The organism is Rothia sp. 11254D007BW, assembly GCF_053548195.1.
Map to the genome: position 1 here is coordinate 2,308,029 of NZ_JBPWPK010000001.1, position 18,733 is coordinate 2,326,761.

An 18,733-nucleotide genomic window follows, 5' to 3' on the forward strand; every position below is an offset into this window, starting at 1 on the left:
TCTACCGTACCGCTCATACGGTTAAATAGAGAGCGTGATGACTTCTGATTTTTCTCGTGTTCCCGGTGCCCCCGTCAGCGCCGATACTGCCGCCCTCACCCGCCTGCACGCTGCCCTGACCGAGCTCAACTACACCTACGACGGTATCGAGGAGCTGCTGGGGGCCCGCGCTTTTGAGGCCATGACCCGCGACCAGGTGGTGCCCGGCCTCTACCGGGTGCGCCAGATTCTGGGGCAGGAGGCCACATCAGAAACCTTTACCACCGCCCAGCGGAACCTGGCCCAGCTGGTGCGCTTCTTCCTCTTTGGCACCGCCCTGCCCGGTGGGGACCTTGAGGACGCCCTGGGGGCAGGTAGCCTGGACCTGCTGCTGGATCTGGGGCTGGCGGAGCCCACCGAGGACGGCCTGGTACAGGCCGCCGTAGACCTGCGGCCGCACGCCGCCGACGATGGAACCGAACTCTTTGTAGCCAGCGACTTGGGCGCCCACCAGCGCCCCGGCGTCCTGCGGAAGGACCACGTGCTGGGTATCGGCCATGCCTCCCTTACCCTGGCCCAGCTCACCGAGCGAACCCCCGTAGACCGGGCCCTCGATCTGGGCACCGGCTGCGGCATCCAGGTCTTCCACCTGCTGGCCCACACCCGTCACGTGACCGCTACCGATATTTCTGAGCGCGCCCTGGCCTTTACCCGCTTCAACCTGCTGCTCAACGCGTCCGCTTTGAACCTTGACGCGACCAACCTCGAAGAGCGCGTGAGCCTGCGCTTAGGTTCCCTGCTGGAGCCGGTCGCCGGTGAAACCTTTGACCTGGTGGTCTCTAACCCGCCCTTTGTTATCACCCCGCGCAGCGACCATGAAACCCCCGAAGACCAGTTCACCTACCGCGACGGCGGCATGGCAGGGGACGGTATCGTCTCAACTCTGGTGCAGCAGCTACCCACCGTGCTCGCCCCCGGTGGGCGCGCCCAGATGCTGGGTAACTGGGAAATCCCCGTTGACGGGCAGGACGGCCCCGTCGACTGGGCAGACCGCCCCCGCGCCTGGGTGGGGGATGAGACCGAAGCCTGGTTCATCCAGCGCGAGGTACTTGAACCAGAACAGTACGCCGAAACCTGGCTGCGCGACGCCAGCGAAAACCGCGATCCCGCCCACTTTGAAGCCGCCTACACCGCCTACCTGCGCGACTTCGCCTCCCGCGGCGTTGGCTCCATCGGGTTTGGCATGATTTGGCTGCGTAAGCCGAACCCGGCGTCCGCAGGGGAACGCCTGCACCGCTTCGAAGAAATCACCTACCCCATCCAGCAGCCCATCGCCCCCTTCATCACCGAGGCGGTGGAGCACTTTGATCAGGTCACCGCCTTGAGCGATGCCGAGCTGCTAGAGAAGCACCTGGTGGTAGCGGGCGACGTCACCGAAGAACGCCACTCCACCCCCGGCTCCGAGCACCCCTCGGTTATTCTGCTGCGGGCGGGGGCAGGCCTGCGCCGCACCATCCTAGAAACCACTGAGACTTCCGGCTTTGTCTCGGCCTGCGACGGTGACCTGACCGCCGGGCAAATCGTGGGTGCCCTGGCTGCCCTCCTAGGCTGGGAGACCGAAGAACCCAGACAAGTATTAATCAGTAACATGCGCGAACTGCTCGAAAAGGGCTTTTTGCGGATTGACCAGGGAGACTAGACTGGGGCCATGGTAGAGAATCCTATTAAAACCCTGTCTGAAGACCGCTGCTGGGAGCTGCTTGCCGCCCACGAGTTCGGCCGCCTGGCCCTGGCTGTTGGCGGGGAGGTAGATATCTACCCCGTCAACTTTGTGGTGCACGAGAAAAAAATCTACTTCCGCACCGCAGCCGGCCAGAAGCTCTCAGAAGTCGTCATCAGCCGCAAAGCCGCCTTCGAAATTGACGAGGTCATCGACGGTACAGCCCGCTCCGTTGTCGTGCACGGCAACGCCCACTGGCTCACCAGCGAAACCGACCTCGACGCGGTCGAAGCCCTGGGCCTGCGCACCTACTCACCAACCTACAAGACCAACTGGGTTGAGGTAGAGCCGGTAAGCGTCAGCGGGCGCGAGTTCGAAATCGGGGCAGAGCCCACCGACGAGCTCTAAACCTCGCGGCGGGGCGGGTCTTTGACGCCCGCCCCGCTCTCAGCTCTCAAAGGTCACACCGGTCTAAGTAGACACGAAGCGCGGTAAGTCGGCTATTGTTATGCATACACGCGTAAAACCAACCCCAAGGAGCCCTCTGTGCCCACTCAGGCAACCACCGAGCACGGCAAGTCACTGCTGATCGTGGAATCCCCCTCGAAGGTAAAAACCATCAGCGGGTACCTGGGCGATGCCTTCATCGTTGAATCCTCCATGGGGCATATCCGCGACCTTCCCCAGCCTTCAGAGCTGCCCGATGAGCTCAAAAAGAGCCCCGTCGGCAAGTTCGCTGTCAACGTTGACGAGGGCTTTGAACCTTACTACGTGGTCAACCCCGATAAAAAGAAGAAGGTCACCGAGCTCAAGCGCCTGCTCAAAGAGTCCGATGCCCTCTACCTGGCAACCGATGGTGACCGCGAAGGTGAAGCCATTGCCTGGCACCTGCTGCAGGTGCTCAAGCCCAAGGTGCCCGTCTACCGTCTGACCTTCCCCGAAATCACCAAAGAAGCGATCCAGCGTGGCTTCAACGAACTGCGCGACATTGATAACAACCTGGTGGACGCCCAGGAAACCCGCCGTGTGCTCGACCGTATCTACGGTTACGAGCTCTCACCGGTGCTCTGGCGCAAGGTCTCCCGCGGCCTTTCAGCCGGGCGCGTGCAGTCTGTGGCAACCCGCCTGGTCGTAGAGCGTGAGCGCGAACGCATGGCCTTCCGCTCAGCCACCTACTGGGACCTCACCGGTACCTTCACCACCTCCGCCTCCGAATCTTTCACCGCCAAGCTCTCCGCTGTTGATGGTGCCCGCGTGGCTACCGGCAAGGATTTTGCCGACGACGGCACCCTCAAGACCAGCGCCCGCGGCAAGGTCGCCCACCTGGACGAAGCCGCAGCCAGCTCCCTGGCTAGCGCGCTGGCGTCCGCCGCTTTCGCCGTCCGCTCGGTCGACACTAAGCCTTACACCCGCCGCCCCGCTGCTCCCTTCACCACCTCAACCCTGCAGCAGGAGGCCGCCCGTAAGCTCCGCTTCTCATCCCGCTCCACCATGCAGGTGGCCCAGCGCCTCTACGAGAACGGTTACATCACCTACATGCGAACCGACTCGGTTGCTCTGTCTGACCAGGCGACCCAGGCTGCCCGCAAGCAGGCAGCTGAGCTGTACGGCGCTGACTTTGTGCCCGCCTCCCCGCGCGTCTACACCTCCAAGTCCAAGAACGCCCAGGAAGCCCACGAAGCGATCCGCCCTGCGGGGGACTCCTTCCGTACCCCCGCCGAGGTCAAGAATGCGCTGAGCATCGACGAATTCCGCCTCTACGAGCTGATTTGGAAGCGCACCGTCGCCTCCCAGATGGCTGACGCCAAGGGCTCCACCGCCTCCGTCCGCCTTGCGGCAACCGCCGCCGACGGCCGGGATGCTGAATTCGCAGCCTCCGGTACCGTCATCACCTTCCGCGGCTTCCTGGCTGCCTACGAGGAAGGCCAGGACGTCAAGCGCGGAGAAGAAGGTAAGGGCGAGACCAAGGACGGTAAGGACGACAAGCGCCTACCCAACCTGGCAGAGGGTAACACCCTGCGCGGCAGCGACATCGAAGCTGCCCGCCACGAAACCTCACCCCCGCCCCGCTACACCGAGGCATCCCTGGTCAAGGCTATGGACGAGCTCGGTATTGGCCGCCCCTCAACCTATGCAGCCGTTATCTCGACCATCATGGACCGCGGCTACGTCAATAACCGCTCCGGCTCCCTGGTGCCCTCCTGGACCGCTTTCTCGGTCGTCCGCCTGCTCGAAGAGCACTTCGCCAAGTACGTGGACTACGAGTTCACCGCCGAAATGGAAGAAGACCTTGACCGCATTGCCCGCGGTGAAGAGGCCCGCCCCGAGTGGCTGTCTCACTTCTACTTCGGTGGGGGAGACAAGCGCGGTCTCAAGCCTATCGTTGATAACCTGGGCGACATCGACGCCCGCGCAATCAACTCTGTAGAGGTCGCCCCCGGGGTCAACCTGCGCGTGGGCAAGTTCGGCCCCTACCTTGAGACCGGCGGCGAGATTGACACCGAAACCGGCGAAATCAAGGACCCCATCCGCGCCAATGTACCGGCTGATCTGGCACCCGATGAGCTGACCGAAGAGAAGGTCGCTGAACTGCTGGAAGCCGGTAAGAACGACGGCCGTGAACTCGGCGTAGACCCAGAAACCGGACGCACCATCGTGGCCCGTGACGGCCGCTTCGGCCCCTACGTCACCGAGGTCATCCCCGAGATGACCGAGGAAGAAATTGCCGCCTGGATGGAGGCCCAGCCCACCGAGTACTACAAGAACGGTAAGCCCAAGCCCAAGAAGAAGCCCAAGGCTGAGAAGCCCCGCACCGGCTCCCTCTTCAAGTCCATGGATCTGGCGACCGTCACCCTGGACGACGCCCTCAAGATTATGGCTCTGCCTCGCGTGGTCGGTACCGACGCTGAGGGTACCGAAATCACCGCCCAGAACGGTCGTTTCGGCCCCTACCTGAAGAAGGGCACCGACTCCCGCTCTCTGGAGACCGAGGACCAGATTTTCTCTATCACCCTGGAGCAGGCCCTGGAGATCTACTCCCAACCCAAGCAGCGCGGACGCGGCGCCGCCAAGCCCCCGCTCGCTGAGCTCGGCGTAGACCCGGTCTCTGAAAAGAAGATTGTGGTGAAGGACGGCCGCTTCGGCCCCTACATCACCGACGGCGTCACCAACATTACGGTGCCCCGCAGCGAAACCATCGAGTCCCTGACCCACACCCGCGCGGTTGAGCTGCTCGCTGAGAAACGAGCTAAGGGCCCGGTTAAGCGCAAGACCGCCGCCAAGAAGCCGGCGGCCAAGAAAACCACGGCTAAAAAAACCACAGCCAAGAAGACTACGACCAAGAAGAGCACCGCTCAGAAAGCGGGCGAGTAGCCGGTTATCGCATGGGTCCCGTCCTTGTACACTGGTAGGCAGGAAAACTTTTTGTCACCACTCAAGGGGGACCCATGCGTCTAGGCGTGCTCGATATTGGCTCAAATACCGGCCACCTGCTTCTGATTGAGGGGCAGCTAGGCTCCCGCCCCGAAGCCTACACCGCAGCCCATAAGGAGCCCCTACAGCTCGTCCGCTACATCGACGCGGACGGCAACATCACCGACGAGGGCCGCGACCGCCTCACCGCCTTCGTGAAGTCCGCAGTGCTCTACGCGATTGAGCACGGGGCGGAAGACCTCTTAGCCTTTGCCACCAGCGCCATTCGCGAATCCAAGAACGGCCCCGAGGTGCTGCAGCACGTGCAGAACCAGACCGGCGTCAACCTCACCGAAATCACCGGCGACCAGGAAGCCGCCATTACCTACCACGCCGTGCGCCACTGGCAGGGCTGGGGCGCCGGCCGTATTCTCAACTTCGACATCGGTGGCGGATCCTTCGAGTTCTCCACCGGCATGGACGCCTACCCCGACGACGCAATCTCCGTGCCGCTGGGTGCCACCCGCCTGACCGGCGACTGGTTCAGCGCCCCCGTGCCGTCCCCCAAGGAAATCAAAAAACTCCGCAAGTACGTGCGCGAAACCCTCGAACCCGTTGCCGAGACCCTGCTGGCCTACGGGCAGCCCCACATGGTCGTGGGCACCTCCAAAACCTTCCGCTCCCTCGCCCGTATCTGCGGGGCAGCCCCCTACTCGGCAGGCTCCTTCGTCAAGCGCGAAATGTCACTCGAAGACCTCAAACTCTGGACCCGCCGCCTGGAAGCTATGCCTCCCGAAGAACGCGCCGGCCTGCCCGGAGTCTCAGACGTCCGCGCTGAACAGATGCTAGCCGGGGCTATCGCGGCAGAAACCGCCATGGCCGTCTTCGGCGTAGACCGCATGCGCGTTTCCCCCTGGGCCCTGCGCGAGGGCCTGGTACTACGACGCATGAACTACCTCTCCCAGCAGGGGCCCGAAGCCATGATCGACCCCCGCTCCCTCGCTGAATTCGTGCAGGACTAGCCATGAGCACCGACGCACCCAAGAGCCCGTCCGCCCGCAAACCCGTGCCGGTGGCACTTTCTACCTCCTGCCTCTTCCCGCTCGGCGTACCCGAAACCTTCTCAACCGCCGTAGACCTGGGCTACGACAGCGTGGAAGTCATGATCACCCACTCGGCCCTCTCCCAAGAGCCCCACGACCTGCTCGACCTAATCCAGAAATACCAGATTCCCATCTCCGCTATTCACGCCCCCACCCTGCTCCTAACCCAGCAGGTCTGGGGCCGGGCCTGGAACAAGATGCAGATGGCGGCCAAAATGACCAAGGCTGTAGGGGCGGACGTCATCGTCGCCCACCCGCCCTTCCGCTGGCAGAAGCTCTACGCCAAGAACTTCGTGGCGGGCGTGCGAGAAATATCTGAACTGGAAAATGTCAAAATCGCGGTAGAGAACATGTACCCCTGGTCAGTCAAAGGCCACGCGGTAGAGATGTACGCCCCCCACTGGGACCCCTCCCGCTTCGACTACGACTGGATGACCTGGGACTTCTCCCACGCAGCCGCAGCCGGGGACGACTCCCTCGAAGCCGTCAAACGCATCGGCTCCCGTCTGGGGCACGTGCATTTGACCGACGGATCCGGTGATAAGGTCATGGACGAACACCTGGTACCCGGCCACGGCACCCAGCCCGTCGCCGAGACCCTGCAGTACATCGCAGCCAGTGATTTCGACGGCGTTGTCTGCGCTGAAGTGTCAACCCGTAAGGCAAAGGGCGCAGGGGCCCGCGACGATATGCTCTACGAGACCCTGCAGTTCGCCCGTACCCACCTAGCTCGATAAGTGCTGAGATTGGGGAGCCTGTGAGGAAACAATCTCGGTGCGTATCAGGAGAATTCGCGGCCCAGGCTCGTAGCGAAGCTGCTGGCTCGGGGCTGGCGTGAATCACCTTGTGAGCGCTAGCGAACCAGGTGAGAGGGTCGGCAGCGAGCACGAGCCTGGGCCGCGTTATCGTACGTGTCATATTCGAAGGAGAACATCATGACTACTGTTGCTTTTATCGGAACCGGCTCCATGAACGGAGCTATCGCCTCGGGCCTGCTTGCTGCGGGTACTGATCCCGCCTCTGTGCGCGCAACCGTTGGGTCGCACACCAGCATTGCGAAACTGCGGGAGAAGCTGGGGGAGGGAGCCCAGGGGGTCACGATTCTGGCGGGCGAGGACGACGCCCAGGCTAACCTCAAAGCCGCTGAAGGGGCCGACGTGGTACTGCTGGGTGTCAAGCCCTACGCGATCCTTGATCTTGCCCGCGAAATTTCACCGGCTCTGGGTGAGAATACTGTAGTGGTGTCGGTTGCTGCCGGTATCACCCTGGAAGCCTTACAGCGGGCCCTGCCCGAGGGGCAGCCCGCAATCCGCTGCATGCCCAATACTCCTTCGCGGGTGGGCAAGGGCGTGCTTGCTATCTCAGTGGGGCAGACCGTGACGGAGGAGCTTAAGGACGCCGCCGCTTCGGTCCTGGGGGCAGCCGGCCGGGTGATTGAGGTCGAGGAAGAGCAGATGGGGGCGGTGACCGCCGTATCTGGTTCGGGCCCTGCCTACGCCTTCTTGCTCGCAGAAACCATGGCCGGTGCTGGAGTTAAGCTGGGCCTGGACGAAAAAACTGCTACCGAGCTAGCAGCCGCTACGGTAGCCGGTGCGGGCTACCTGCTGGACGCTGACCCCAACCCCCAGGATCTCCGTAAGGCGGTCACCAGCCCCCAGGGAACCACAGATAAGGCGATTACCGCCTATATTGATGGTGGCCTTTTTGAGCTGACGGAGACCGCTATGCGGGCCTGCCTAGCTCGGAACGAGGAAATGACCGAAGAGTTCAGCTCCGAAAAATAGTACAGGCCTAGTCTAAAAAAGAGGATCTGTAAAAGCAGGCTGTATTACCAAAACCCCTGATGGGGCTGAGGTAAGCAGCCTGCTTTTCCTTGCAAACAAAAGCAGTCTGGATACACTAAAGGCCAGTCCGTAGGGAATCGGACTGGCCTTCAGCTTTCTCTTCTGCCGGTAGGGATCCGGCTTCAAGAGAAGGCTCGCAACCTGAAGCAGATGGGATTAGGGGGAACCATCTGAGGAATCTTCAGGCCTTGAGCTACTTGAACGGGTTCGCGGACCGTTCAGTAATCACTCGCACCTTTAGAGGTAGTTACAACTATATGCCAATTTATGAGTTTATGCACCCTGAAATCTGAAAAAAGCCGAATTATTTCGGAAGACACCTGGGTGGTTTCTATGCTCAGGTGGGTATAGGGTATGGTCAACCGCTTCTTGTAGGTATAAACCTGTTAGGGTCGTGCGGCAAATCTTTCAATAAGATCTACCTGGCCTGAAACGATTAATAAATCGCGTGAAGAAACCCGGGTGTCGGGGGTTGCGTAGGTAATTTCTTCACCCGGTGATTTTACCCCCACAATGGTCACCCCGTATTTAGACCGCACATCAGACTCTGCCAGGGTGAAGCCGTGGGTCTCCTTGGGTGGGTACATCTTGACGATGGCGAAATCGTCATCGAACTCGATAAAGTCCAGTAGGCGCCCGGAGACCAGGTGGGCTGCTCGTACCCCGGCGTCCGACTCCGGGTAAACAACCCGGTGTGCTCCAATACGGGAGAGAATCTTGCCATGAGAAGGGGTGATAGCTTTAGCCCAAATGCGCTCAATGCCCAGGTCCACCAGGTTGGCGGTAATCAGCACCGAGGCCTCCACAGAGGTGCCCACACCCACTACGGCGGCGGTAAAGTCCTGGGCCCCCAGCTGACGCAGGGCATTCATATCGGTGGCGTCGGCCTCCACCACGTAGGTGAGATCGCCCGACCATTTCTGCACCAGGACGGGGTCTTTCTCAACAGCAAGAACCTCTTTATTCTGGCGGACGAGCTGGGCAGCGGTAGCCGAACCAAAGCGTCCTAGGCCAATCACCAGCACGGGGGCACTATGGGCGGGGCGGAAATCTTTTCTAGCCAATGATGGGCCTTTCTTCGGGGAATTTGTAGAGGCGGCGGCGGGAGCGCATCGCCAGGCCGGTAGCTATGGTAATGGTGCCGATACGGCCGATCAGCATGAGGATGGAGAGAATATAGGTTCCGGACGGTGGCAGCTCGGCCGAGAGCCCGGTAGACAGGCCGCAGGTGGCATAGGCCGAGACGACTTCAAAGAGAGCCCTGTCGAGGCCGACCTGGCTGATGAGCATAATAGCGGTGGTGCCTGCCAGTACAAACACGAAGCTCATCATAATTACGGAGATAGCGATACGGAGTACAGCATCGGGAATGGTGCGGTTGAAAGCCACGACGAACTGGTCGCCGCGTGCTTCTGCCAGGATCGCCAGGAAGACCACGGTGATGGTGGTGATTTTGATACCGCCTGCAGTGGAGGCCGAGCCGCCGCCGATGAACATGAGCACGTCGGTCAGCAACATGGTGACCGGGTGAATATCTGCCATATCGACCAGGTTGAAGCCGCCGGAGCGGGTCATAATCGAGGCAAAGGCAGCGTTGAGGATTTTATCGCCTGCGCCCATGGCGCCGATGGTGCGGTCGTTGCCCCACTCCAGGGCACCCCAGGCAAAGGAGCCCAGGAAGAAGAGCACCAGCGTGCCGATGATGGTGAGCTTGGCGTTGAGGTTCCACTTGCTAAAGCGCAGGTTGTTGCGCAGCACCAGAATGACGGGGAAGCCGAGCGAGCCCACCATGACGCCCAGGGCGATGGGGAAGAGAATCCAGAGGTCGTGGCCGTAGGGTACAATGCCGTCTGAGTGGGGGGTGAAGCCCGCGTTGTTGAAGGATGAGACCGCATAGAAGACGCCGTGCCAGACTGCCTGCCAGAGGGGCTCCCCCAGCACCAGGAAGCGGGGGATAAGCGTGAAGGCGATCAGGGCCTCAATGGCGATGGAGGTGAAGGCCACGGTGCGGAGCACTGAGCCAACCTCACCCAGGCGTCCGATATTGAGGGATTCCTGGGCGATAATTTTGGAGCGCAACCCCAGCTTGCGCCCCACCGCCAGCGCCAGGATGGAGGTGAGGGTGAGCGTGCCGAGGCCACCAATCTGCGAACCTAAGAGAATCATGAGCTGGCCAAAGAAAGTCCACTGTTCGGCGGTGGAAACCGTGGTGAGACCGGTGACAGTCACGGCGCTAGTCGCCGTAAAAACAGCGTGGTGGAACTCCACCTGCTGGCCATCGCGTGAGGCCCAGGGGGTGTAGAGCATGAGCGAGAAGAAAATAATGACCAGCAAGAAGGCTGCAATGGCAATACGCGAGGACGACGACCCAAAGAGGCGGTCTACCAGATCGCGCAGGTGGGCCAAGCGAGCCTGAAAGGCTGCCGAAAACTTAACAATCTGAAGGAGCTGCTGGTATTCCAGCTGCCCCTGTTCCATGGCGTCCAGAACCCGCTTGCGCTCCTGGACCTTGCGCACAATTTTGCCCACGTTCTTCACCTCGCTTTCTTCTGCCGTCTCTAGCGTAGTCTGCGTGTCATACAAGCGGGGTGTGGTGCCCGCAGAGTTTTTATGTGTTTAATGGTAAGTGTGACTCAACTTACCAAAGGAGGTAGTGCTGGTGGCTATTATCGACAGCCTCACGCCCACCGACGTGCGTGTGCTCTGGACTCCCGCCATGGCCAACTACTATTTTGGCGACTACCACCCCATGCACCCCTCGCGACTTGACGCCACGGCTAAGCTGGCGCGTGATTTAGGGATTTTTGACCTCCCGCAGGTAGAGCTTGAAGAACCCGAAATTGCCACCGTGCACCAGCTCATGCTGGCCCATGACTACCCCTATATCGACGCGGTGCAAAAAATCAGTGCCGACCCTACGCTAACCATTGCCAGCTGTGGGCTGGGTACCGAAGATACCCCCGGGTTTGAGGGGGTGCACGAGGCCTCCGCCCGACTCGCCGGGGGCACCTACCAGGCTGCCGAAGCTATCTTGAGCGGTAAGGTCAAGCACGCCGTTAACTTCGGTGGGGGCATGCACCACGCCTCACGCGATCACGCCAGCGGCTTTTGTATCTATAACGACTGCGCCGTGGGTATAGCCCGCCTGCTTGAAGCGGGGGTGCAGCGGGTCGTCTATATCGATGTGGACGCCCACCACGGGGACGGTACGCAAAGTATCTTCTGGGATAACCCTAATGTCATGACCATTTCCCTGCACGAGAGCGGCATGACTCTCTTTCCTGGTACAGGTTTCGCCAACGAAGTGGGCCCCGAAGGGTTGGCTGCCGGAACCTCGGTTAACATCGCCATGCCCGAAAGCACTACCGATTCAGGGTGGCTTCGAGCTTTTGACGCGGTGGTCCCTAGCCTACTGCGGCAGTTCCAGCCCGAGGTAATCGTCAGCCAGCACGGCTGCGACTCCCACCTGGCCGATGACATGTCGCACCTGAACATCAGCATCAATGGGCAGCGAGAGATTGCCGCCCACATTTCTCTTCTGGCGGACGAGCTGTGCGAGGGGCGATGGATTGCCACCGGGGGAGGGGGCTACTCCATCTATAACGCTGTGCCCCGCTCCTGGAGCCACCTTATTGCGGTGGCGGCCGGGCAGCCCCTCGATATAAATATGCCAACTCCGGAATCATGGCAGGCTTATATGCTTGAAAAGTATGGTACCAAGGTGCCTACCATGATGGGGGATCCCGTGGACCTCTGGTGGTATTCCTGGGAGGTTGGCTATGACCCAGCCAGCAGTGTAGACCGCAGCATTATGGCCACCCGCAAGGAAGTATTCCCCCTGTGGGGTCTTGACCCCTGGTACGACTAGCGACGAGGCGATGGAGTGTTAAGGCGTAACGTTGGACCCAAAATTTCTGTGTGCTAGCTGGGTATAGACGAAGAGTGTCCCCATTTCTGCTGGTCAAACATGCAATTGTGGGTATATATGTGTAAAGATGTCAGTATGAAAGACGACGTATTTGCTGTTATCGCCGACCCCACGCGGCGACACATCCTCCAGGCACTAGCCGTCGAACGACTAGCCGTTGGCGAGCTCGTTGAGGAGCTGGGCGTCAGTCAGCCCACCGTATCTAAGCATCTCAAGGTACTCCGCACTGCCGGTTTGGTTGAAACCGAAGCCGTAGGCCAAAAGCGGTTCTACTCCATTACCCCCACGCCTTTGACCACCGTTACAGCCTGGGCGGAGGGGCTGCTGGCCGCCCCTGCCCTCGAAGAAATACAGGCAGAGGAGGCCGGAGAAAGCTCGACCGCTACCCAGTCTGCTCCTGAGCAGCAGGACAAGGCGTCCGCTCCGGCCGTGGACGTGCCCCACCCCAACACCGCCGGTATTACTTTCACTCCGCTAACCCCCTTTACCCCCGTGCTTGAAAACCGGGTAGCAGATGAGGGCGACCTTGTCGCTGAGGTAGAACAGGGCATCGTGGACCAGCAGGACGCTGTGAGCGAGCAGGTGCGCCAGCTTGCCCAGAACCTGAGCCTGGATACAAAGGACGAAGGGCCGATTAGCTTCAAGGTGCCCACCCCCGAACAAGTGATGGCCCAGGAAACGGCCCTCAAGGCTGTAGCGGCTCAAGAAAACCGGAAGAGCCTGGTATCGCAGGTACAGGCCGTAGAAACCGTTGAGGCAGAAGCAGTAGAAGTAGAGCCCACTGCGGCTGTAGCTGAGCACGAGGATTCCCTGGCAGCTGCCCGCCAGGTTGTAGCCGATGCTGAGGCCCGGGCTAAGGCGAGCGAGGACCAGGCCCATGGGCAGACTGACGAGGGTGCCAGCGACGAACGAGGTCTCTTGGCTAAGCTCACCCGCTGGGGCCGCCGTAGCTCCCGCTAGATTTTTTGCCCTCTCATTCCCTGCTATTTCAAAGGACACTGTAAGACTGTATGGCACACCATCAGCAGCTTCTCGACTGGATCGAGAATGAACTGATTAACCAGACCCTACACCTGGGCGATGACCTGCCCGATGACAGGGTGCTGGCCCGCGAGGTGGGTATCAGTCAGAACCACATGCGAGAGAGCCTCAAGCGCTGCGAGGAAATTGGGGTGCTCAGGCTTTACGAGGGGCGGAAGAAGAGCATTATCGCCCAGCTGGTTCGGGAGCCTGCGGCCTCCGCTGGGCCGGCGGTTAGCCTCTACCTGGCTAGTTCGCGGTCTCCTCGTCAGGATCTACTGGCAACCTGCCTGCTCCTAGAAAACCACGCTCTTGCCGGCCCCAGCTACGACCAGTCGGCCTTTGAAGAGCTGGACCGCATCCTTGAGGCTATGCAGGATCCTGCTACTAGTCTCAGCGATTTCCATGACCTGGAAGCAGACTTCCACATCCAGCTAGGGCGGCTCTCGGGTAATGTTCTGACCTCCGCCCTGCTGGCTACCCTACGAGATGCCATGATTGAGGCCCGCTTTGAGCTGGTCAGCCAGGTGCCGCTGTGGAGCGCTACGTCGTCTCGCCTGCGTATGGAGTACCGGGCTATTGTCGATGCTGCCCGCTCCGGTGACGCGGTGCTAGCCCAGACCCTGCTCAAGGCTAACCTGCAGGAGCGTTTTGCTGAAGCGGGCCACCCGGTAGATGTTGATACCTCGGATCAGGGCGGTAGCGGGGTCAATCTTGAACCCATTGAGGTAGAGACCCAGGAGCTGGTGCCAGAAGACTGGGGCGGCCCCATTGAGCCTGAGCTCTTTGAAGCTCTCACCACCATCCAACCTATCGAAGTAGCCCCTACAGCAGATTTGCCCCCTGCCAAGAGCGTAAGCCGCCGGAGGCGAGGGACGGTGAGCCCGGTCGTCCGCGCCGCTAGCTCTGCCGCCAGCCCTGACCCCGGGGCAGCAGCCTCCCAGGAAGCCGAGACGCCCACGGCCAGCGAGGCCCCCGAGTCGCAGGACGCAAGGGAAGAAACTGCCAGCGATGGTGCTAAAGCCGTAGCCCCGCAGGGCGACAGAAATCAGCCCTCCAAAAAGCGTTTTGACGTTGTTGGATATTTTGGTTTCCGTAAAAGCGCCCCCGTTCAGGGCAATACTGAAGCCGACGAAGAACTCTTTGACGCCGATGCGGAGGGGGATCCCGAAGAAGAGGCCGCTACTCTGCGCGAGGGCTACGAGTACGCCACTAGCGACCGCTAGAGGGCAGATAAAACGAGAAAATGCTCTCACTTGCCGGTGAACAGTCGGCGAAAAGCCCTGTTTGCCTGTAGGCTTGGGAGAGAGCGTTTTTTCACGCCGAGGGTATTGCTATGCCCTTTATGCGTGCTTTGGAGCGTTTATACCGGTATAGCGCCCGGATAGCTACCGACCTACCGCCCCCGGGTGGTTGCTGTCGGCCGGGTATCGACCACTATTTAATAAGTGAGGTGAATCCAATGGGTTCAGTTATCAAGAAGCGCCGCAAGCGTATGTCTAAGAAGAAGCACCGCAAGCTTCTTCGCAAGACTCGCCACCAGCGCCGCAACAAGAAGTAAATTCTTCACCGCGAGCCCCGCACCTGTTTCGGTGCGGGGCTCGCGCTGTATCACCGGACTTTTCGGGGCGGACGAGCCCGCTCGCCTCGTGGGGGAGCGACGGGTTAGAGTGGAGTAATGGCTACACCACTCATTGAACTGCTCACTAAGCCCGGCTGCCATCTGTGCGAAGCTGCTCGGGAGACGACCGGCCAGGTGGTAGGCAGCTACGGGCTGACCTATACAGAAATCAACGTTGAAGAGCACCCCGACCTGTTGGAGCGTCACCGCACCGAGATCCCGGTGCTGCGGGTTGATGGTGAGGTTAAGGACTTCTGGCAGGTCAATGCCAAACGCCTGGCGAAGATTATTGAGAAGAAACTGGCGGAGTAAACCGGCGGGGTTGCTGGTTAGCGCTTACTGACTAGGTTTGAGAGACTAGAGATATGAATACTTCTTCGGCAACTGTCACCGTGCACCTGATGCGCCACGGCGAGGTGCACAACCCCGACCGTATCGTGTATGGGCGTCTGCCCAACTACCACCTGTCTGAGACGGGTCAGAAGATGGTGCGCCTGTCTGCCGAAGAGTTCAAGCGCCGCGCGGACGCCGGTGCCAACATCGTGCACCTGGTCTGCTCCCCGCTCACCCGCACCCGCGAGTCGGCTGCCCCCATCGAGGAACTGCTGGGCCTGGTTGCCCAGCCCGATGAACGCGTGATTGAGGCCGGGAACTACTTTGAGGGTCTGCACGTGAATAAGCAGGAGCTCTTGAACAACCCCCGCCACTGGAAGCACCTGCTCAACCCCCTGCGTCCGTCCTGGGGTGAACCCTACCGGGACCAGGTAACGCGCATGGCTGAGGCTATTAAGGACGCCGCCCGCACCGCCTACGAGAAGGGCGGGGACGGCGCTGAGGCGATTATTGTCTCGCACCAGCTACCCATCTGGATGGCCCGCACCTCTGTAGAGGGTGGGGCGTTGCCGCACGACCCGCGCAGTCGCCAGTGCAATTTAGCTTCCATTACAAGTTTTACCTTCCCCAATATTTTCGCCCCTGGCAAGCCAAAACTCTCCTATGTTGAGCCTGCTGCCGAGCTCTATTCAGGTGTTATTCAGTTACCGGGGTCATAATGGCACCGACTGTAAGCGCACATTACACTGACCTGAAAGACCTGTAATTCATGTCTACCTCTTTCCCCACCCGTGTGAGCCGCAAACAGGCCCTGAGCATCGCCGCTTTAGGAACTGTTGGCCTGCTCTCTGCCTGCTCATCAAGCCAGGACTCCCTGGCTGCCCAGGCAGATGCCGGAGATTCCAAGGGCTACATCGCCGGTGATGGTAGCGTCACCGAATACGCTGCTGGTGAGCGCGGTGAACCCGTTGACTTCGAAAGCGAACTTTTTGACGGTACCGTCGTCTCCGCCGCAGACCTGCGCGGTAAGCCCGTGCTGCTGAACTTCTGGTACGCAGGGTGCGCCCCCTGTCGCGTGGAAGCTCCCTGGCTCAACGAACTGCACGACACCTACGGTGAGAAGGTCGCCTTCTACGGGGCCAACGTGCGCGACGAAAAGGGGACCGCTGAGGCTTTTGAGAAGAACTTCTCCGTGCCCTACCCCTCCTTCCGCGACGTGACCGGCAAGGTGCTGCTTGCCATGAGCAAGTACGTGCCTGCCCAGGCGGTGCCGACCACGGTCGTCCTCGACGCTGAAGGGCGCGTAGCGGCCCGTATTCTGGGGCAAATCGACAAGTCTGTGCTGGGCACCCTGCTCGAAGACCAGGTCAGTGCCTAGCTTCGGCAATATCGTTCTCGACGGCTCCCTCTGGCTCGCCCTGCCCCTTGCGGCACTGGCGGGCCTGGTCTCGTTTGCCTCCCCCTGCGTACTACCGCTGGTGCCGGGCTACCTGGGCTACGTGACCGGCCTATCGGGGGGAGAGATGAGCCCCCGCCGCCGCAACCTGCGTATGGTCACCGGTATCGGCCTGTTTGTGCTGGGTTTCTCCTTTATCTTCGTGCTTATGTCTGTGGTCCTAGCCCAGCTGGGGGCGGCCCCCTGGCTGCGTGGGCAGGGCTGGGTCAACCTGGTGCTGGGCCTGCTGGTGATTGTGATGGGTCTGGTCTTCATGGGCCGCTTCGACTTCTTCCAACGCGACCGCAAAATTGAAGCCAAACCCCCGGCCGGCCTCTGGGGCGCCCCGATTCTGGGCATCACCTTTGGTCTGGGCTGGGCCCCCTGTATCGGCCCGACCTTCGCGGCCGTGCAGACCCTGGTCTACACCGGAGGCTCCGATAACACCAAGGCGGTGCTTCTGACCCTGGCCTACTGCTTGGGACTAGGCATCCCCTTCCTGCTCGTGGCGCTGGGCGTTGCCCGCGGCGTCAACACCATGGGCTGGGCCCGCCGAAACCGACTCCTGCTCCAGCGCCTGGGCGGCATCATGCTCATCATCATCGGCCTGCTTCTGGCGACCGGCCTCTGGACGCAGCTGATGTCCTGGTTCCAGGCCAGCATGCCGGTCTACGAACTCCCCATCTAAACACACCCCACACTGACGCACCGAACCGAAGATAGCAAGGAAAACATGGCAGAGACTCAGGACGCCCCGGCCCTAGGCCCGCTGGAAATGCTCCGCTGGGCATGGACGCAGCTGACCAAGATGAACACCGCCCTCTTCCTGCTGCTCATGCTGGCGGTCGCCGCTGTGCCCGGTTCGGTCTTTCCCCAGCGTATTCAGGACCCCGCCGCTGTAGCCGACTACATCGAGGTGCACCCCACCTGGGGCCCTATCGCTGATAAGCTCCAGCTCTTTGACGTCTTCTCGTCGGTCTGGTTTGCGGCTATCTATATTCTGCTCTTTGTGTCCCTGATTGGCTGCGTGCTTCCCCGCGCTACCAAGCATTATCAAGCCATGCGGTCAGGGCCCGCCCGCACCCCCAAGAACTTCTCCCGCCTACCCCAGCACCGCACCCTCACCATTCCGGTAGGCGCGGGTGCCGGGGAGCTAACAGCCTCCCGCGCTATTGAGGACGCTGCGGCCGTGCTGAAAAAGCGCCACTACCGTATCGAGGTGCGCGAAGAAGCTCCGGGAGTCGTGAACGTTGCTGCTGAACGCGGCTACCTGCGCGAACTGGGAAACATTCTCTTCCACCTGGCCATGATCGGCGTGCTGATTGCGGTAGCGCTTGGCTCCCTCTTTGGCTACAGCGGCCAGCGCGTGGTGACCGAGGACGAAACCTTCGTCAACTCCCTGGTTGCCTATGACTCCTTCAGCCCCGGCACCAACTACAACCCCGACTGGCTGGTGCCCTACTCAGCCACCCTCAACAACCTGACCGTCGAATACGACCGTCAGGAAGGCTCACCCACCTACGGCTCAGATATCAACTACGAAGCTGACTTCACCCTCACCAGTGCAGACGGTGAACAGCGCGAGCAGACCCTCAGAGTCAATGAACCCATCTACTTTGAGGGAACCTCTATCTACCTGCTGGGCAACGGTTACTCGCCGGTCGTCCGTATCACCAACACTGACGGCTCTGTTGCCTACGAGGGGCCCGTGGTGGGCCTACCCTCGGGCCGTAGCTACCTCTCATCTATCGTGCTGAAGGTTCCGGACGCCCACCCCGACCAGCTGGGCTTCGTCGGCATGTTCCTGCCCACCGGCGAACGCACCACCGGCAGCGCCCCCACCTCTATCGACTCAGACCTGCTTAACCCCATGCTGGTGCTCCAAAGCTACGCGGGCGACCTCGGGCTCGATAACGGCGTGCCCCAAAACGTGTATGTACTCGATGTTGATAGCCTGAGCCCGCTCAACACCATGGCCGCCGGTAACGGCATTGTGCTCGATGCCAGCAACAACACCGCCACCCTGCCCGATGGCCACGGAACTATCGAATTCCTGGGTGTTAAGCGCTACGCTGGCATTGAGATCAGGTCAGACCCCGGTCGCCCGATTGCCCTGGTCTCAGCAACCCTGCTCTTTGGCGGCCTGCTGATCTCGGTCTTCGTCGCCCGCCGCCGCGTCTGGGTACGAGCCACCGAAAGCGGCACCGGGCCAGACCGCGTACTCACCGTCGAATACGGCCTCCTGGCCCGCGGCGAAGACCCCCGCCTCGCCACCGAAGCCGACAAACTCACCGACCTCTTCGCAGAGCGGTGGGGACTAGAATTTGATGAAGCCTAAC

General features: G+C 61.0%; 17 protein-coding genes. 15 read left to right on the plus strand and 2 right to left on the minus strand.

All coding sequences use genetic code 11. The features are described from left to right. Nucleotides 1-37: 37 nt before the first annotated feature. The 6 genes from ACEE43_RS10460 to proC all read left to right on the plus strand — a co-directional run bounded on the left by ACEE43_RS10460 (nucleotide 38) and on the right by proC (nucleotide 7,997). Nucleotides 38-1,678 (plus strand): DUF7059 domain-containing protein, encoded by a 1,641-nt coding sequence (locus ACEE43_RS10460; protein WP_449107587.1) that lies wholly within the window; start codon nucleotides 38-40, stop codon nucleotides 1,676-1,678. A gap of 9 nt (nucleotides 1,679-1,687) precedes the next feature. Beyond that, complete coding sequence (locus ACEE43_RS10465) at nucleotides 1,688-2,107, plus strand: pyridoxamine 5'-phosphate oxidase family protein (protein WP_449107588.1); 420 nt, start codon at nucleotides 1,688-1,690, stop codon at nucleotides 2,105-2,107. 138 nt (nucleotides 2,108-2,245) lie between these two features. Further along, entirely contained in the window at nucleotides 2,246-5,071 is a 2,826-nt protein-coding gene (topA, locus tag ACEE43_RS10470) for a type I DNA topoisomerase (RefSeq protein WP_449107589.1), read from the plus strand. Nucleotides 5,072-5,145: 74 nt separating this feature from the next. Further along, nucleotides 5,146-6,132 (plus strand): Ppx/GppA phosphatase family protein, encoded by a 987-nt coding sequence (locus tag ACEE43_RS10475; protein WP_449107590.1) that lies wholly within the window; start codon nucleotides 5,146-5,148, stop codon nucleotides 6,130-6,132. Between the two features lie 2 nt (nucleotides 6,133-6,134). Continuing rightward, on the plus strand, nucleotides 6,135-6,950 hold the full coding sequence (locus ACEE43_RS10480; RefSeq protein WP_449107591.1) for a sugar phosphate isomerase/epimerase family protein: 816 nt from the start codon (nucleotides 6,135-6,137) through the stop codon (nucleotides 6,948-6,950). Between the two features lie 195 nt (nucleotides 6,951-7,145). Beyond that, a complete protein-coding gene (gene proC, locus ACEE43_RS10485; protein ID WP_449107623.1) occupies nucleotides 7,146-7,997 on the plus strand; it encodes a pyrroline-5-carboxylate reductase in 852 nt (283 codons plus the stop codon). A gap of 446 nt (nucleotides 7,998-8,443) precedes the next feature. Here the strand turns inward: proC and ACEE43_RS10490 are convergent, their stop codons facing one another. Both ACEE43_RS10490 and ACEE43_RS10495 read right to left on the minus strand, forming a co-directional pair. Further along, nucleotides 8,444-9,121, minus strand: coding sequence for a potassium channel family protein (locus tag ACEE43_RS10490; protein ID WP_185174178.1), 678 nt, complete (start codon nucleotides 9,119-9,121; stop codon nucleotides 8,444-8,446). Next, a complete protein-coding gene (locus ACEE43_RS10495) occupies nucleotides 9,114-10,586 on the minus strand; it encodes a TrkH family potassium uptake protein (protein ID WP_449107624.1) in 1,473 nt (490 codons plus the stop codon). Before ACEE43_RS10495 ends, ACEE43_RS10490 begins: the two co-directional genes overlap by 8 nt. Nucleotides 10,587-10,773: 187 nt before the next feature. Here ACEE43_RS10495 and ACEE43_RS10500 point away from each other — a divergent pair, with 187 nt between their 5' ends. The 9 genes from ACEE43_RS10500 to resB all read left to right on the plus strand — a co-directional run bounded on the left by ACEE43_RS10500 (nucleotide 10,774) and on the right by resB (nucleotide 18,732). Continuing rightward, nucleotides 10,774-11,925, plus strand: a complete 1,152-nt coding sequence (locus tag ACEE43_RS10500; protein ID WP_449107625.1) for an acetoin utilization protein AcuC — start codon at nucleotides 10,774-10,776, stop codon at nucleotides 11,923-11,925. 135 nt (nucleotides 11,926-12,060) lie between these two features. Further along, nucleotides 12,061-12,945, plus strand: coding sequence for a metalloregulator ArsR/SmtB family transcription factor (locus ACEE43_RS10505; protein ID WP_449107592.1), 885 nt, complete (start codon nucleotides 12,061-12,063; stop codon nucleotides 12,943-12,945). 50 nt (nucleotides 12,946-12,995) lie between these two features. Continuing rightward, nucleotides 12,996-14,231 (plus strand): FCD domain-containing protein, encoded by a 1,236-nt coding sequence (locus ACEE43_RS10510; RefSeq protein WP_449107593.1) that lies wholly within the window; start codon nucleotides 12,996-12,998, stop codon nucleotides 14,229-14,231. 236 nt (nucleotides 14,232-14,467) lie between these two features. Next, nucleotides 14,468-14,566 carry a 30S ribosomal protein bS22 gene (locus ACEE43_RS10515; protein ID WP_005504750.1) on the plus strand — a complete coding sequence of 33 codons (99 nt, stop codon included), beginning with the start codon at nucleotides 14,468-14,470 and terminating at the stop codon, nucleotides 14,564-14,566. A gap of 117 nt (nucleotides 14,567-14,683) precedes the next feature. Beyond that, on the plus strand, nucleotides 14,684-14,938 hold the full coding sequence (locus ACEE43_RS10520) for a glutaredoxin family protein (protein WP_449107594.1): 255 nt from the start codon (nucleotides 14,684-14,686) through the stop codon (nucleotides 14,936-14,938). Nucleotides 14,939-14,991: 53 nt separating this feature from the next. Then, nucleotides 14,992-15,678, plus strand: coding sequence for a histidine phosphatase family protein (locus ACEE43_RS10525; protein WP_237241591.1), 687 nt, complete (start codon nucleotides 14,992-14,994; stop codon nucleotides 15,676-15,678). A gap of 50 nt (nucleotides 15,679-15,728) precedes the next feature. Beyond that, complete coding sequence (locus ACEE43_RS10530; RefSeq protein WP_449107595.1) at nucleotides 15,729-16,337, plus strand: TlpA family protein disulfide reductase; 609 nt, start codon at nucleotides 15,729-15,731, stop codon at nucleotides 16,335-16,337. Further along, complete coding sequence (locus ACEE43_RS10535; RefSeq protein ID WP_185174184.1) at nucleotides 16,330-17,082, plus strand: cytochrome c biogenesis CcdA family protein; 753 nt, start codon at nucleotides 16,330-16,332, stop codon at nucleotides 17,080-17,082. Before ACEE43_RS10530 ends, ACEE43_RS10535 begins: the two co-directional genes overlap by 8 nt. Nucleotides 17,083-17,127: 45 nt before the next feature. Then, the gene (gene resB, locus ACEE43_RS10540; protein WP_449107596.1) at nucleotides 17,128-18,732 is read left to right on the plus strand and encodes a cytochrome c biogenesis protein ResB; all 1,605 of its coding nucleotides are present in this window, start codon (nucleotides 17,128-17,130) and stop codon (nucleotides 18,730-18,732) included. Nucleotide 18,733 lies beyond the last annotated feature (1 nt).